At 60.4% G+C, this 14,216-nt stretch carries 13 protein-coding genes and 1 pseudogene; 11 read left to right on the top strand and 3 right to left on the bottom strand.

Annotation, left to right across the window (positions count from 1 at the left end):
• Positions 1-79: 79 nt before the first annotated feature.
• Positions 80-370 (top strand): hypothetical protein, encoded by a 291-nt coding sequence (locus AC1RZR_RS33395; protein WP_246093974.1) that lies wholly within the window; start codon positions 80-82, stop codon positions 368-370.
• Between the two features lie 67 nt (positions 371-437).
• Here AC1RZR_RS33395 and hemN read toward each other — a convergent pair whose 3' ends face one another.
• The gene (gene hemN / locus AC1RZR_RS33390; RefSeq protein ID WP_136622684.1) at positions 438-1,787 is read right to left on the bottom strand and encodes an oxygen-independent coproporphyrinogen III oxidase; all 1,350 of its coding nucleotides are present in this window, start codon (positions 1,785-1,787) and stop codon (positions 438-440) included.
• Between the two features lie 157 nt (positions 1,788-1,944).
• On the opposite strand from hemN, the gene AC1RZR_RS33385 reads away from it, so the two are divergent.
• Complete coding sequence (locus AC1RZR_RS33385; RefSeq protein ID WP_136622685.1) at positions 1,945-2,700, top strand: Crp/Fnr family transcriptional regulator; 756 nt, start codon at positions 1,945-1,947, stop codon at positions 2,698-2,700.
• A 3-nt stretch (positions 2,701-2,703) separates the two neighbouring features.
• Here AC1RZR_RS33385 and AC1RZR_RS33380 read toward each other — a convergent pair whose 3' ends face one another.
• Positions 2,704-3,243, bottom strand: coding sequence for a hemerythrin domain-containing protein (locus AC1RZR_RS33380; protein ID WP_481829449.1), 540 nt, complete (start codon positions 3,241-3,243; stop codon positions 2,704-2,706).
• Positions 3,244-3,372: 129 nt separating this feature from the next.
• Here AC1RZR_RS33380 and ccoN point away from each other — a divergent pair, with 129 nt between their 5' ends.
• From ccoN to AC1RZR_RS33335, 9 genes and pseudogenes are all read left to right on the top strand, one after another.
• Positions 3,373-4,983: a cytochrome-c oxidase, cbb3-type subunit I gene (gene ccoN / locus AC1RZR_RS33375; RefSeq protein ID WP_481829448.1), complete on the top strand. Its 1,611-nt coding sequence runs from the start codon at positions 3,373-3,375 to the stop codon at positions 4,981-4,983.
• Positions 4,984-4,993: 10 nt separating this feature from the next.
• Complete coding sequence (gene ccoO / locus AC1RZR_RS33370; RefSeq protein ID WP_006329238.1) at positions 4,994-5,725, top strand: cytochrome-c oxidase, cbb3-type subunit II; 732 nt, start codon at positions 4,994-4,996, stop codon at positions 5,723-5,725.
• 10 nt (positions 5,726-5,735) lie between these two features.
• Positions 5,736-5,885: a cbb3-type cytochrome c oxidase subunit 3 gene (locus AC1RZR_RS33365; protein WP_136622689.1), complete on the top strand. Its 150-nt coding sequence runs from the start codon at positions 5,736-5,738 to the stop codon at positions 5,883-5,885.
• A 2-nt stretch (positions 5,886-5,887) separates the two neighbouring features.
• Positions 5,888-6,751 carry a cytochrome-c oxidase, cbb3-type subunit III gene (gene ccoP / locus AC1RZR_RS33360; RefSeq protein ID WP_136622690.1) on the top strand — a complete coding sequence of 288 codons (864 nt, stop codon included), beginning with the start codon at positions 5,888-5,890 and terminating at the stop codon, positions 6,749-6,751.
• 203 nt (positions 6,752-6,954) lie between these two features.
• Positions 6,955-8,520, top strand: coding sequence for a cytochrome c oxidase accessory protein CcoG (ccoG, locus tag AC1RZR_RS33355; RefSeq protein WP_481829447.1), 1,566 nt, complete (start codon positions 6,955-6,957; stop codon positions 8,518-8,520).
• The gene (locus tag AC1RZR_RS33350; RefSeq protein WP_481829446.1) at positions 8,517-9,014 is read left to right on the top strand and encodes a FixH family protein; all 498 of its coding nucleotides are present in this window, start codon (positions 8,517-8,519) and stop codon (positions 9,012-9,014) included. The genes ccoG and AC1RZR_RS33350 overlap by 4 nt, the downstream gene beginning before the upstream one ends.
• Positions 9,011-11,302, top strand: a complete 2,292-nt coding sequence (locus tag AC1RZR_RS33345) for a cation-translocating P-type ATPase (RefSeq protein ID WP_481829445.1) — start codon at positions 9,011-9,013, stop codon at positions 11,300-11,302. Before AC1RZR_RS33350 ends, AC1RZR_RS33345 begins: the two co-directional genes overlap by 4 nt.
• Positions 11,299-11,454, top strand: a complete 156-nt coding sequence (gene ccoS / locus AC1RZR_RS33340) for a cbb3-type cytochrome oxidase assembly protein CcoS (protein ID WP_481829444.1) — start codon at positions 11,299-11,301, stop codon at positions 11,452-11,454. Before AC1RZR_RS33345 ends, ccoS begins: the two co-directional genes overlap by 4 nt.
• Positions 11,455-11,474: 20 nt before the next feature.
• Positions 11,475-11,744, top strand: a pseudogene (locus tag AC1RZR_RS33335) (alpha-hydroxy-acid oxidizing protein); the annotation flags it as partial.
• 244 nt (positions 11,745-11,988) lie between these two features.
• Here the strand turns inward: AC1RZR_RS33335 and AC1RZR_RS33330 are convergent.
• On the bottom strand, positions 11,989-13,176 hold the full coding sequence (locus tag AC1RZR_RS33330) for a Fic family protein (RefSeq protein ID WP_006329252.1): 1,188 nt from the start codon (positions 13,174-13,176) through the stop codon (positions 11,989-11,991).
• Positions 13,177-14,216: the final 1,040 nt, after the last annotated feature.

Here is a 14,216-nt window from a genome sequence, read left to right as displayed (position 1 = left end):
GGCCGTAAGCAATTTTGGGCATCTCGATAATGCTTGTTCCGCCGCCGGCCCGCCAGCGCCGGCCAGTTGGAACAAGCGCATGAAGCCCCACCGCATTCGTCACCAGTTTCTGCTCGAACCGGAATTGAGCGAGAAGCTGGACAACCTCAGCCGCGATCCCTCGACCACAAAATCCGCGGTCGTCGCGAAGGCCGTAGAAGCTTTCATCGAGCGGCGTGGCGAGAATGAACTCGATCGGCGCTATGGCATGAGGCTGGACCGTCTTTCCCGCGACCTCAGTCACGTCAGGCGCGATGTCGACATGACATTGGAAAGCTTGGCGCTCTCACAGCATCGTAAAGTGGCGCCATATGCACTATCGAATTGTTAGCTGCTGGTTTCGGCGATTTTGAGGAGGTTCGCGATCGACTGAAGACGGTGAGGTTCGTCTGTGGCACTCAGACTGCCACTGAGTGCCTGGCCGTTCCACTTTCGAAATATTTGTCGAACTTCGCTGCAATGCTCCTTACAAAGGGACGACTTTCCGCCGATACGACGTAACTGTCACCTTGGAGTTCAAGCGGTCGAGCAGGGTCGCCAATGGCGATGGAGCTTGCTTGGAAAAGAAGCTTTTGTCCGGCTTTCCCGAAGCGTTCCACCAGTTCGGCTGCTGAAAAGCCGAAATCGCACATCAAGCGCTCGATGATCCAGCCGCGAACACGGTCATCTTCGGAAAACGCGATGCCGCGGACCGTGGCCAGATGTCCCCCCTCGACCATGCGTCCATATTCGGCTGTCGACGGCATGTTCTGCGAATAGCCCTGTCGAAACCGGCTGATCGATGACGGCCCGAGCCCGATCAGTGTTTCGCAGCGATCCTCGGTGTAGCCCTGGAAATTGCGGCGGATTGTTCCCGCGCGAGCCGAGACTGCAAGCGCATCATCCGGCCTGGCGAAATGGTCTATTCCAATCGCCTCGTATCCGGCGCCCATGATCAGACGGGCGGCAATTTGCCACTGAGCGAACCGTTCGGCCGGACCCGGCAACCATGCCTCGTCGATCATAGTCTGATGCTTCTTGAACCAGGGCACATGCGCGTAGCCGAACAGCGCCATCCGGTCCGGCTCCAGAGTCAGCGCCTGCGCCACGGTGGAACAGACGCTCTCCCTGGTCTGATGCGGCAGGCCGTAAAGCAAATCGAGGTTCACGGACCCTACGCCGCGAGAGCGAATGCCGTCGACAACCGCCTTGGTCTGCAAAAAGCTCTGCTCGCGGTTGATCGCCTTCTGCACCTTCGGATCGAAATCCTGAACCCCGAGGCTCGCCCGCGCCATGCCGATCTCGGCAAGTGTATCAAGGCGGGCTTCGTCCATGTCGTTGGGTTCGATTTCGACGCTGATCTTCGCATCGGCAAGAAAATCGAAGCTATCCCGCAGGACAGTTCCCAAGGCTATCATATCCTCGGGCTTCAGCATGGTCGGCGAGCCGCCGCCGAAATGCACGGCGCGGACATGGGCCTTGCCGCCGACAAGACCGGCGACAGTCGCGATCTCCGCGTGAAGCGAGCGGAGATACGAAGCCACCGGCTCGTAGCGGCGGATCTGCTTTGTATGGCACGCACAGAACCAGCACAGCCGGTCGCAAAAAGGGATGTGCAGGTAGAGCGAGACCTCGTCACCGCTTTCGAGCGCCTTCAACCAGCTTCGATAGACATCAGCGTCGACGCCAGGATGGAAATGCGGCGCGGTCGGGTAACTGGTATAACGCGGGACGTTCTCGCCAAGCCTGGCAGCTAATTCCGGTCTCATTTGGTGGTCCGCCGTTTTTGCCTCGCCGGAAGTCTGGACGCGTCGAAGAGCCAAAGCCCTGATTTCGGTCAGCCTCCAGCACGGACAAACTGCCGCAAGGATTTCTCTGCCATCGCTTGCTATCCTGCCGAAACTTGGGATCGGTAGCGCGAGCGTAATGACAGTACGGCAAGACATTCACAGTTCCGGCATTCCCGTTCTTTGCCTGTCTTGCGCAGCACGACATCGCGGCGTCTGCGGTGCGCTCGATCCAAACCATTTGGTTGGGCTCGCCAAAACTTCGTCGCGGCACAAGCTCGAGCCGGGGGTCGAACTGATCGCCGACGCCGAGGCCGTCGACAGCTATTCAAACTTGCTTTCAGGCGTTGTGAAGCTGACGAAGTGCCTTTCGGACGGCCGCCAGCAGATTGTCGGTCTTCGGTTCGCACCGGATTTTCTGGGACGGCCCTTCAAGGTGAAAAGCACGATCAATGTGGAAGCGGCAACCTCCGTCTCGCTGTGCTCGTTTCCGAAGGCGGCCGTTGAACGGATAATGAAGGAATCACCGGGACTCGAGCATCGCCTGCTCAAGCAGACGCTGGACGAACTCGACGAGGCACTTGAATGGATGGTGACTCTCGGGCGCAAGACCGCACCGGAGAAGGTTGCGAGCTTTCTCCTCATGATCGCCCGGAATATGGATTCCAGTATCGACCCGGCGGCTGGGTCGGCATGCTTCGATCTGCCGCTGACACGTGCCGACATCTCTGATTTCCTTGGACTGACGAACGAGACCGTGAGCCGCCAGCTTACGCGATTGCGGGCTGACGGCGTGATCCGGATCGAGAACAAACGCCATGTAACGGTCGACAGCATGAGCCGGCTGGAGCAGCGCTGCGGCGGCCGAGGCGCGCGGCAACCGGCCTTTGAATGAGACCTAAGCGTCGGGGCCTTCGTCGCTTATTACGATCCGCGGCAGGACATGCTCGCGTTCGAAAGCGATGTGTCGCCGCAAGCCTTCGAAGAAGCCGCGTAGCATGAATCCGACAGCTTCCGCGCTCTCTATCGGATCACCATGACCGATCGCTAGGAGCGTTTCGGCCACCTCGCCAGCGAAGCATTGATCCTCAAGGTGCTCGATGCGCAACCGGCTGGTAGAGGCAAGTTTGGCCTCGGCCGGAGTCAAGTGCGCCTCATACGCAGGGAAAATCACCCTCTCCTCAAACCCATGAATGTCACGGAGCAGCGGAACGATCTGCTTGGCCGTTCCAAGACATTTGAGGCGGTCGACGTTCGGCAGTGCATCGGCAATGCTTTCCAGCGAGAAGCAGAGCTCCAGCTTTTCCCGATGGGCAAGCTTCATGACCTCGCCCGGAATCGCCTCTGTGCCGGCCTGGCGCGAGAAAGCCGCACTTGTCCATGAGCGGGTTGGCCCGTGCTGCGTTTCCTTGTTCAAATCGCCACCTTCTGATTGCACCGAACTCGATGCTGCCCGAAGCAAAATCGTGCGGCTCTGACATGGATCAGGGCGAGCAGGCGGCAACTACGGAATTAATGCACCGCGGATTTGGCGTCCGCGCATTGGAATCCTGGTCGGGGACATGTCATGAAATTCGGCACGGAGATCGTCGTTCTAAGCCTGTTTGCTTTTGCGGCCCTGGTGGCTGCCGGCTTCGGCGTAGAAGGACCTTTTCGCCAGCATATGGGGGTTTTGTTCTTCGCCGTGGCTGGCTTTACCGCGATCCTGCTGCGCAACACAGATTTCAAGCCGGCGGCTCCGATCGACACCTCCGTCTACATGGATGGCCCGATCCGCTACGGAGCCATTGCAACGGTATTCTGGGGCGTCGTCGGCATGCTCGTCGGTGTGATCATTGCCCTGCAGCTGGCATACCCTCACCTCAACATCCAACCCTGGTTCAATTTCGGCCGGCTGCGGCCGCTGCACACATCCGGCGTCGTCTTCGCCTTCGGCGGCAACGCTTTGCTTTGCACGTCTCTCTATGTCGTGCAGCGCACGTGCCGCGCCCGGCTGTTTGGCGGCAAACTGGCCTGGTTTGTGTTCTGGGGTTACCAGCTGTTCATCGTCATGGCCGCGACCGGCTACCTGCTCGGCATCACCGAAGCCCGCGAATACGCCGAACCCGAATGGTATGTGGATCTCTGGCTGACCATCGTCTGGGTCGCCTATCTCATCCTGTTCCTCGGCACGATCCTGAAGCGCAAGGAACCGCATATCTACGTCGCCAACTGGTTCTACCTGTCCTTCATCGTGACCATCGCGATGCTGCATGTGGTCAACAACCTGTCGATGCCGGCTTCCTTCCTCGGCTCGAAGAGCTACTCCGCCTTCTCCGGCGTCCAGGACGCCTTGACGCAATGGTGGTATGGCCACAACGCCGTCGGTTTCTTCCTCACCGCCGGGTTCCTCGGCATGATGTATTATTTCGTGCCCAAGCAGGCGAACCGGCCGGTCTATTCCTACCGCCTGTCGATCGTCCACTTCTGGGCGATCATCTTTCTCTACATCTGGGCCGGCCCGCATCACTTGCATTACACCGCCTTACCCGACTGGGCGCAGACGCTCGGCATGGCGTTCTCGATCATGCTGTGGATGCCGTCATGGGGCGGTATGATCAATGGCCTGATGACGCTGTCTGGCGCCTGGGACAAGCTGCGCACCGATCCGATCATCCGCATGATGGTGATGGCAGTCGCCTTCTACGGCATGTCGACCTTCGAAGGTCCGATTATGTCGATCAAGACGGTCAATTCGCTGTCGCACTACACGGACTGGACCATCGGCCATGTCCATTCCGGCGCGCTCGGCTGGGTTGGCATGATCTCGTTCGGCGCAATCTACTACATGGTGCCGAAACTGTGGAACCGTGAACGTCTCTATTCGCTGCGGCTCGTCACCTGGCACTTCTGGCTGGCGACGCTCGGAATCGTCGTCTACGCCGCGGTGATGTGGGTTTCCGGCATCATGCAGGGCTTGATGTGGCGCGAATACGACGAGCAGGGTTTCCTCGTCTACTCCTTCGCCGAAACCGTCGCCGCCATGCATCCCTTCTACGTCATGCGCGCCATCGGCGGTGCGATGTACCTCACCGGCGCCCTGCTCATGGCCTGGAACGTGACCATGACCATTCTTGGCCACCAGCGCGAAGAGCAACCAATGCCAGGTTCCGAGCCCGCCCTCCGGCCTGCCGAATAGGAGCCAGACAATGGGCTTGATGGACAAACACGCGATCATCGAGAAGAACGCCACGCTTCTTCTCGTTGGCTCTCTTCTTGTCGTGACCGTCGGCGGCATCGTCGAGATTGCGCCGCTTTTCTATCTCGACAACACGATCGAGAAAGTCGAAGGCATGCGGCCCTACTCGCCACTGGAACTCGCCGGACGCAACATCTATGTGCGCGAGGGCTGCTACCTCTGCCACAGCCAGATGATCAGGCCTTTCCGGGACGAGGTCGAGCGCTACGGCCACTACAGCCTGGCCGCCGAGTCCATGTACGACCACCCCTTCCAGTGGGGCTCGAAGCGCACCGGCCCTGACCTTGCACGAGTCGGCAACCGCTATTCCAACGAATGGCACGTTCAGCACCTTATGGATCCACGTTCGGTGGTGCCGGAATCTATCATGCCTCGCTATGCCTTCCTGAAGGACGCTCCGATCGAGGTGAAGGACTTCTCGACGCATCTGGTTGCGAACGCGCGTGTTGGCGTCCCGTACTCCGATGACATGATCGCGCACGCCAATGCCGATCTGATGGCCCAGGCCGACCCGAATGCCGATGCCTCCGGCGTCGAGAAACGCTATCCGAAAGCCAAAGTCGGTGATCTGGACGGCAATCCGCAGCAGGTGACCGAGATGGATGCCCTCGTCGCCTATCTGCAAATGCTGGGAACACTGGTCGATTTCAAGACCTATGACGATGCAGCCGGCTACCGCTGAGGGGGACCCAATGAGCTATAATTTGATGCGGGAATTCGCGGACAGCTGGGGTCTGGTTGCCATGGCGCTCTTCTTCGTCGGCTGCATTGCCTTTGCCTTGCGTCCCGGCGGCAAAACACAGGCCGATCAAGCCGCCCAGATTCCACTCAAGGACGACTGATCATGAGCAGCGAGCATATCGATGAAGTCTCGGGCATCTCAACGACCGGTCATGAATGGGACGGGATAAGGGAGCTCAACAACCCATTGCCCCAATGGTGGGTGATAACCTTCTACATCACCGTCGCTTGGGCGGTGGCTTATACAATTGCGTATCCGGCTTGGCCGATGCTGTCTTCCGCGACCAAGGGTGTGCTTGGCTATTCCAGCCGCAACGCTGTCAAGATTGAGCTGGCGGCTGCCGAAGCCGCCAAGGGCAAATATGTCGCGGCCATCCAGCAGAAGACCGTATCCGAGATTGCGGCCGACGACGCGCTGCGTGAATTCGCGGTAGCGGCCGGCGGAGCTACCTTCAAGGTCAATTGCGTGCAATGCCACGGCTCGGGCGCCCAAGGGTCGAAGGGCTTTCCAAACCTGAACGACGATGACTGGCTGTGGGGCGGCACGACCGAGCAGATCCAGCAAACGATCGCGCACGGCATCCGTTTCGCATCCGACCCGGATACTCGGCAGTCGGAAATGCCCCCCTTCGGTGACATCATCACGCCCGAACAGATCGCACAGGTCGGCGCCTATGTCGCCAGCCTCTCGGGCAAGGTCCAGGATGCAAGTCTTATCGAGCCCGGCGCCAAGGTATTCGCGGAAAACTGCGTCGCCTGTCATGGCGATAATGCGAAAGGCAACAAGGAGCTCGGCGCGCCCAATCTGACCGATGCGATCTGGCTCTACGCACCCGGCGAGACAGCCATCGCCGTCCAAGTCCGCGCGCCGAAGCACGGTGTCATGCCGGCCTGGATCGGGCGTCTCGGCGAGACCAAGGTTAAGGAACTTGCGGTTTATGTCCATTCGCTTGGCGGCGGAGAATAGGAACGGAAGCCTATTCTCGGCCCTCCCCGCCAAGCGACGGGGCCCGGCACGAGTCGGGCCCCGACACCATTCCGGCATGCGGCGATTGACCTGCAGCAAGGCGGCGCGGCCCACACGGCGAAGCGGGCTCACTGCAGACCGGACGTCTGTCGAAGCAGACAAGTCCGTCGCACAACGATGTCATAGGCCGCGCGCGAGTGGAGATGCACGTGCTGGATAAAACGCAGATGGAGCGGCTCGAGGCAAAAGCGGTCAACTCCGCCAAGACACGACAGCCGCTCTATGCTCCGCGCAAGAAAATCTTCCCTAAACGCGCCTCGGGCAGCTTTCGCCGCTTCAAATGGCTGGTGATGGCGATCACGCTGGGCATCTATTATCTGATGCCCTGGTTGCGCTGGGATCGAGGTCCGTTTGCTCCTGATCAGGCAGTGCTGATCGATCTTGCCAACCGCCGTTTCTACGTCTTCTTCATCGAGATATGGCCGCAGGAATTCTACTATGTCGCCGGCCTTCTGATGATGGCCGGCATCTGCCTCTTCCTGATCACGTCCACCGTCGGCCGCGCCTGGTGCGGCTATACCTGCCCGCAGACGGTATGGGTGGATCTTTTCCTAGTTGTCGAGCGGGCGATCGAAGGCGATCGCAACGCTCGCATGAAGCTCGACGCCGGCCGCTGGACCGCGCGCAAACTGGTGCTGCGTGTGTCGAAACACGCCATCTGGCTGGTCATAGCGGCAGCTACCGGCGGCGCCTGGATCCTCTATTTCGCCGATGCGCCGACGCTGATCGGCGACGTATTCAACGGCACCGCCGCTGCGGTCGCCTACGTCACCATCGCGGTGCTGACGGCGACCACCTACACGTTCGGCGGGCTGATGCGCGAGCAAGTCTGCACCTACATGTGCCCGTGGCCGCGCATCCAGGCTGCCATGCTCGACGAGAATTCGCTCACTGTGACCTACAATGACTGGCGTGGCGAACCTCGTTCGCGGCACGCCAAGAAGGTCCAGGCTGCGGGGCAGCCGGTCGGTGACTGCGTGGACTGCAATGCCTGTGTCGCAGTCTGCCCGATGGGGATCGACATTCGCGACGGCCAGCAACTCGAATGCATCACTTGCGCGCTGTGCCTTGATGCCTGCGACGGCGTCATGAACAAGCTCGGCAAGGAGCGCGGGCTGATCTCCTATGCGACGCTGTCCGACTACAACGCCAACATGGCGGTGGCGACCGCAGGCGGCTCCGGTCCCGTGAACCCTTCACTCGTCAGAACGGCCGACAGCACATTCTCCGTCAGGTTGGCGCATTTCCATATTCGCAAGATCTTCCGGCCGAGGACCTCCTTCTACATGGGCGCGTGGACGGCGGTCGGGCTTGCCTTGATCTATTCGCTGCTGACGCGCGACCGACTCGAGATCAACGTCCTGCACGACCGCAATCCGCAATTCGTGACCCTGTCCGACGCCTCGATCCGCAACGGTTACACCGTCAAGCTGCTTAACATGATCCCCGAGCCAAGGACGATCGTCGTCACGATGCAGGGCTTGCAGGGAGCCGAAATGAGCGTCGTCGGCAGTGATCTGCCGGCAGCTCGCTTCTTCGCCATCGCGGTCGAACCCGACCGGCTGAACATGCTGAAGGTCTTCGTGCGCCAGCCAGCGGATGAGGTTCGGCACGCTGCACAAACCTTCAAGTTCCGCGTCGAGGACAGAGCGAGCTTCGAATCGGACGAATACACCGCCACCTTCAACGCCCCGGAGATCGCCAGATGAGCACCAATACGCAAAAGACGCGTGAGTTCACCGGCAGGCACATGCTGCTCACCATTCTCGGCTTTTTCGGCGTGATCATCGCGGTCAATCTCACGATGGCGACACTCGCCAGCACGACCTGGACCGGCCTTGTCGTCGAGAACACCTATGTGGCCAGCCAGCAATTCAACCGAAAGGCCGAGGAAGGGCGCGCGCAGGCGGCACTCGGCTGGACCGGCAAACTGACGATCGCTCGGGGTGAGGTCCGCTACAGCTTGAGCGATACCACCGGCAAGCCGGTCCCCTTGCATGGCGTCAAGGTGCTGTTTCGCCATCCCGCATACGAGAAAGAGGACAAGTCCGTTACGCTCGCCCTCGCCTTCGGCGAGGAATTCGCGGCGCGGCACATGCCGAAGGACGGCGTCTGGATCGTCGAAGTCGACGCCGATGCCGGCCTGGCGCAACCCTATCGCGACGTCCGCAGGATCATGATTTCGCAAGGAGTGCTGCAATGAGCTGCTGTGCACCCGGCGCGGAACAGGCAATGGATCTGACCGGTACCACATCGGTCCTGCCATCTGGCCAGGAGATCAGGTTGGCGAGCCGCTTGGTTGGCGATGGTCTTCGCCAGACCGACCTTTCAGTACCGACGGTTCATTGCGCAGCCTGCATCCAGGCGATCGAGACGGCGCTGGCAAAGCTCGACAATGTCGAAGACGCGCGTGTCAACTTGTCGACCAAGCGCGTCGCGATCCGGTGGCGAGGCGACGAGGTGCCGCCCTTCGTCGCTGCGCTGAGACGACTGGGCTACGAGGCGCATCTGTTCGCCGCCGAGATCGATGAAAAAGACAAGACGCTTGCCGAGCTGATCCGCGCGGTCGCGGTCGCCGGCTTCGCCGCCGGCAACATCATGCTGCTTTCGGTCTCGGTCTGGTCCGGCGCCGAAGGTGCTACCCGCGACCTGTTTCACTGGGTCTCTGCATTGATCGCCATCCCGGCGCTCACCTTTGCCGGCGGCATCTTCTTCCGCTCGGCCTGGAATGCACTGCGCCACGGCCGCATGAACATGGACGTGCCGATCGCGGTTGGGGTGTCGCTCGCTTATGCCATGAGCCTCTACGAGACGATCAATCATGGCGATCACGCCTATTTCGACGCCTCGGTTTCGTTGCTGTTTTTCCTGTTGATCGGCCGCACCCTGGATCACGTCATGCGCGAACGGGCACGGACCGCCGTGAAAGGCCTGTCCCAGTTGGCCGCACGTGGCGCCATGGTGCTGCGCGGCGATGGCGCGCGCGACTACCTGCCGGTTGGCGAGATCGAACCGGGCATGCACCTTCTGGTCGCCGCAGGCGAAAGGGTCCCTGTCGACGGCCGGATCATTCGGGGCGCGTCGGATCTCGACTGCTCGCTGGTTTCTGGCGAGAGCACACCAAAAACCGTGACGTCCGGGCAACAGGTTCAGGCCGGCACGCTCAACCTTACCGGCCCCCTGACCATCGAAGCGACCGCTGCGGCAAAGGACTCCTTCCTGGCGGAAATGGTCCGGCTGATGGAAGCCGCCGAAGGTGGTCGTGCGCACTATCGGCGGATCGCCGACCGTGTCTCGGCGCTCTATGCGCCGGTGGTCCATCTCACCGCCTTCGTGACGTTCCTTGGCTGGATGGCGGTGACCGGCGACTGGCACCGGGCAGTGACGATCGCGATCGCCGTTCTCATCATCACATGCCCGTGCGCGCTCGGCCTCGCCGTGCCGATCGTGCAGGTGGTGGCGGCGCGGCGCCTGTTCGAAAACGGCATCATGGTCAAGGACGGTTCGGCCATGGAACGCCTGGCCGCGATTGATACGGCGGTGTTCGACAAGACCGGCACACTGACGCTCGGACAGCCCAGGCTGGTCAACGCGTCGACCATCGATCCGGTGATGCTGGCGATCGCAGCCGACATGGCGGCGCACTCCCGTCACCCGTTCTCGAAGGCCATCGCCGCATTCGCGGGTTTTGCCGGCCAGCCGAAGCTGGAAGCCGTCAGCGAGCACCCGGGTCTCGGCATCGAAGCCACGACCGCGGACAGCACCTGGCGTCTTGGCCGTCGCGGCTGGGCCGGATGGAAAGCCCGGACCGGTGGCGAAGGCAAGTATGGCGGCTATGGCGGGACGGTGCTTTCGAAGAATGGGAGGATCGTCGCCTCCTTCACGTTCGAGGACGCTACGCGCGCCGACGCCAAGGCGGCGGTCGGACAATTGAAGGATGCCGGCGTGTCGGTCGAAATGCTGTCGGGCGATACCCCGGACGCTTGTGGCGATGTCGCAAGAATATTGGGCATCGACCGTTTTGTTTCGGCGCTGCTGCCGTCCGATAAGGCTGAGCGGATCGAAGTGCTGACCAAGGCCGGCCACAAGGTCCTGATGGTGGGCGACGGGCTCAACGACACGCCAGCGCTGGGCGCGGCGCACGTCTCGATCGCTCCAGCCACCGCCGCCGATATCGGCCGCAACGCCGCCGATTTCGTGTTCCTGCGTGAAAGCCTTTCGGCAGTACCCCTTGCGCTGGACGTCTCGCGGAAGGCAGGGCGGCTGATCCGCCAGAACATAGCCATCGCGATCATCTACAACGCTGTTGCCGTGCCGATCGCCATTCTGGGGCATGTCACGCCGTTGATCGCCGCGATCGCGATGTCGGCCTCATCACTGCTTGTCATTGGTAATGCATCGAGGCTGCAAAGTTTTGTGCCAGACGAGCCAAGGAGAACTGCTCCGCCAGACAGGCGCCCCCACACTGGCACATTGGCGCAACCCTCATGACAATCCTGGTTTATCTCATACCTGTTGCTCTGTTGGCGGGCGGGCTTGGACTGTCTGGCTTCCTGTGGGCCTTGAGGTCTGGTCAATACGAGGATCTCGACGGAGCGGCCGAGCGTATCCTCATTGACCGGAACGAGTGGCCGGAACGCTGATTCAAGCCGCGTGCAGACGGTTACGTCGGGCACTGCCAACTGTGAAGCTGATCGCGTCGGGCGGAATCCGCGACGGCGTCGATGTGGCCAAGGCCATCCGCCTGGGCGCGGACATCGCCGGGCAGGCGGCCGGCGTGCCGCGCGCGGCGACGGTGTCCACCGAGGCGGTTGTCGCGCATTTCGAGATCGTCATCCGCCAGTTGGCCGTCGCCTGCTTCTGCACCGGCTCGGCTGATCTGGCGGCGTTGCGTCAGGCGCGCTTGTTGCCCTCGGCGGCACTCAGAGGCGGAATCCGATCCGAGAAGATTTCGCTTTGTTTCCAAATAGTTGTGATTTGCGCAGCGGCAGCGCTAACCAACATAGGTACCAAAATATTTCTGCGGATTGTTTCGGTTCCCAATATCTATCCATCCTGCGCCCAATCGAACGGAGGTTTAAGCTTGCGGACCACGAACTCACCGAGCGCCCGAGCCGCGGCTGGACTCGCTGGAGTGACAAGGGCATCGGCAACACTATAGGCGCAGTTATGCAACGCTAAGTTTCCGGAAATAGCTTAGGAAACAGTTCGTCCAACGTGTCAACCGGGAAGCGTAGCGATACCGGTCCTTTCGGGGTATCGGACGCAAGCAGGCCAAGCTCGAGCACCTCGGTAAACACGCGGCGGGCCGTACGTTCCGGCAAGCCAGCGATACGTGAGGCCTCACCGCGATCGAACTCGCCGCGCAGAAGCGCCTCCTCGAGCAGCCGGAAAGCTTCTGGCTTCAGGTCGTAGCGTTGAACGAACCGCTGCAGACGCCGGGCAAGTTGGTTCAAATCGAACAGGCTGGACATGAAACTGACCTGATCGATGCATACGCGTAGAAACCATAAGGTAAAATCCGCCAGCGCCCGCATAGAAAGATTACCGCGGCCGTCGCGATCGCCTTGGCGTGGCATGTCGGCGTGATCCATCATGCGTTTATAGTCGCCGCGGCTTTCCAGACCCCGCGCCAGGCCTCGGGAAATCGACCACAGCCCGTGCGCGGCGATTCCTGCCTCATGGGCCATGGCGTGACTCATCAAGCGGCTGACGCGTCCATTGCCGTCTGGGAAGGGATGAATGTAATTGAACCGATGATGCGCGGCCGGAATCGCCAATATCCTAGCCGCTTTGCCCGTACGTTGGAAGCGGTACCGGCTAGCGAAATGCTCCATGAACGCTTCGACGCGATCGCTTGACGGCGGCTGGTGGCGGCCGACAGTGACATCATGTTCGGGCTGTGATCGCCACCGACCCGGAACCATCAAGAATTCTCTGTCTGCGCCGCGAATGCGCAACATCGCCTCATCGGCGTCACGGTAGAATTCCGCATGCAGCCAGCGCAAAAAATCAAGCGAAGCCGGTTCTGGGAGCTGACCCTCTGCGGCCAGGCGATCGATTTCCCCCTGCAGTCGAACATGGGCCGCGGCTTCCACCTGCAGGTTGCGTCGTTCCTGGTCTTTGTCGAATTCGCCGGCGAGGGCGCGTTCGATGTCGCGGGGGCGCGTGTTGTGGCCCTCGATCAGGTTGCTGTAATAGGTGTTCATGATGCGCACGAGATCCGCCAGGTTCGCGGCCGTGCGCGGATGCAGCTTGGCGCCGAGAACCGCCGAGCTTGCTGACAGCTCAGCCAGCGCGTCGGAGATAGGCTCCGCAACGTCTTCCAGGCGCGCCGGCTCGATGCGCTGTACGGTCTCTTCCATGATTGGCCGATGTTAGATCGCGCTAAGTACGTATATGTCAACAGAAATTTTAACTGAGCGCCCATAACTGGCCGATCATTTGGCCGATGTTTAGCGCTACCTCAGCTTCACCGAGACGGTTGATCGACGACGCCAATGCCGATGCCGATGATGGCCGATATTCGCTATGCTTAGCGCATTGATAGCATGTACAAATTTGCGATCGGTAGGTCGATTTGGCCGATCGCTTGGCCGAACTTCGCCGGTCGCGCTGCTAGGATATACGATCAGGAAAATATCGGCGACTCCAAATGATTCTCCAGAGATTGCGGAAGCACGCGACGCTGCGACCAGGCTGCGCCCCAGCCGACGCATAGAGGCGGTTGAGAGCGCCAAGATGCACCTGCTGGGTTCGACTGGAAGCGCGAGCGTGAGCCATTTCCACCCAGATCGTCGGCCAATAGCGCGGCCGGCGTGCTGGTCTGTCAGGACCCAGGCAGCCAACGATGGAGGCAGCGATGGATTGCGGAGCTTCAAACACGGCATGCCTCGAAGGTAACTTAAAACTGCGACGAAAGACACACGGACGTTGCAAATTTCCCCAACCAAGCAGTGTTTACGGGCCGCTACGCTCCTCTATTGAGGAGCTCCGCTTCGCGGCCCACAAACACCTAATTCAACGTTATCAATGGCATTGTGCAAGCAGTTTCCTTCCGGAAAAAAGGCAGCGAATGCGTCGACCAGACAGACGCCAAACTGCAACAGATTTGGACCTGCCTCTAAGTTCCATAATATATGTTATGCGACTTTTATCAGTAAAAGCTAATATATTTTAATATTTCCAAGTATGCATTACGCTTGCTGAAAGTCTTATGAATAGCAATCGAGAGACATTCGATCAGTACTACGAAAGTAAGTCTTACTCTAAGCCTCAGTTTGACAGATCGACGTTAATTAACACCACCTCACCGTCTGATTCAAAACATGGTCGGGAGACTCTGACTTCTTCTGTCTGGGGCCAGGGTCCCTAGCCAGGCCATATCGGCCTTCGCTCGCCTCCC

The sequence above is a fragment of the Mesorhizobium bavaricum genome (assembly GCF_056781655.1).
This window is presented reverse-complemented; position numbering and strand designations above follow the sequence as displayed.

What these genes read in the sequence shown, in the direction of transcription:
- AC1RZR_RS33395 (WP_246093974.1), top strand. Translation starts at nt 80, where the DNA reads ATGAAGCCCCACCGCATTCGTCACCAGTTTCTGCTCGAACCGGAATTG.
- hemN (WP_136622684.1), bottom strand. Translation starts at nt 1,787, where the DNA reads ATGAGACCGGAATTAGCTGCCAGGCTTGGCGAGAACGTCCCGCGTTAT.
- AC1RZR_RS33385 (WP_136622685.1), top strand. Translation starts at nt 1,945, where the DNA reads ATGACAGTACGGCAAGACATTCACAGTTCCGGCATTCCCGTTCTTTGC.
- ccoN (WP_481829448.1), top strand. Translation starts at nt 3,373, where the DNA reads ATGAAATTCGGCACGGAGATCGTCGTTCTAAGCCTGTTTGCTTTTGCG.
- ccoO (WP_006329238.1), top strand. Translation starts at nt 4,994, where the DNA reads ATGGGCTTGATGGACAAACACGCGATCATCGAGAAGAACGCCACGCTT.
- AC1RZR_RS33365 (WP_136622689.1), top strand. Translation starts at nt 5,736, where the DNA reads ATGAGCTATAATTTGATGCGGGAATTCGCGGACAGCTGGGGTCTGGTT.
- ccoP (WP_136622690.1), top strand. Translation starts at nt 5,888, where the DNA reads ATGAGCAGCGAGCATATCGATGAAGTCTCGGGCATCTCAACGACCGGT.
- ccoG (WP_481829447.1), top strand. Translation starts at nt 6,955, where the DNA reads ATGCACGTGCTGGATAAAACGCAGATGGAGCGGCTCGAGGCAAAAGCG.
- AC1RZR_RS33350 (WP_481829446.1), top strand. Translation starts at nt 8,517, where the DNA reads ATGAGCACCAATACGCAAAAGACGCGTGAGTTCACCGGCAGGCACATG.
- AC1RZR_RS33345 (WP_481829445.1), top strand. Translation starts at nt 9,011, where the DNA reads ATGAGCTGCTGTGCACCCGGCGCGGAACAGGCAATGGATCTGACCGGT.
- ccoS (WP_481829444.1), top strand. Translation starts at nt 11,299, where the DNA reads ATGACAATCCTGGTTTATCTCATACCTGTTGCTCTGTTGGCGGGCGGG.
- AC1RZR_RS33330 (WP_006329252.1), bottom strand. Translation starts at nt 13,176, where the DNA reads ATGGAAGAGACCGTACAGCGCATCGAGCCGGCGCGCCTGGAAGACGTT.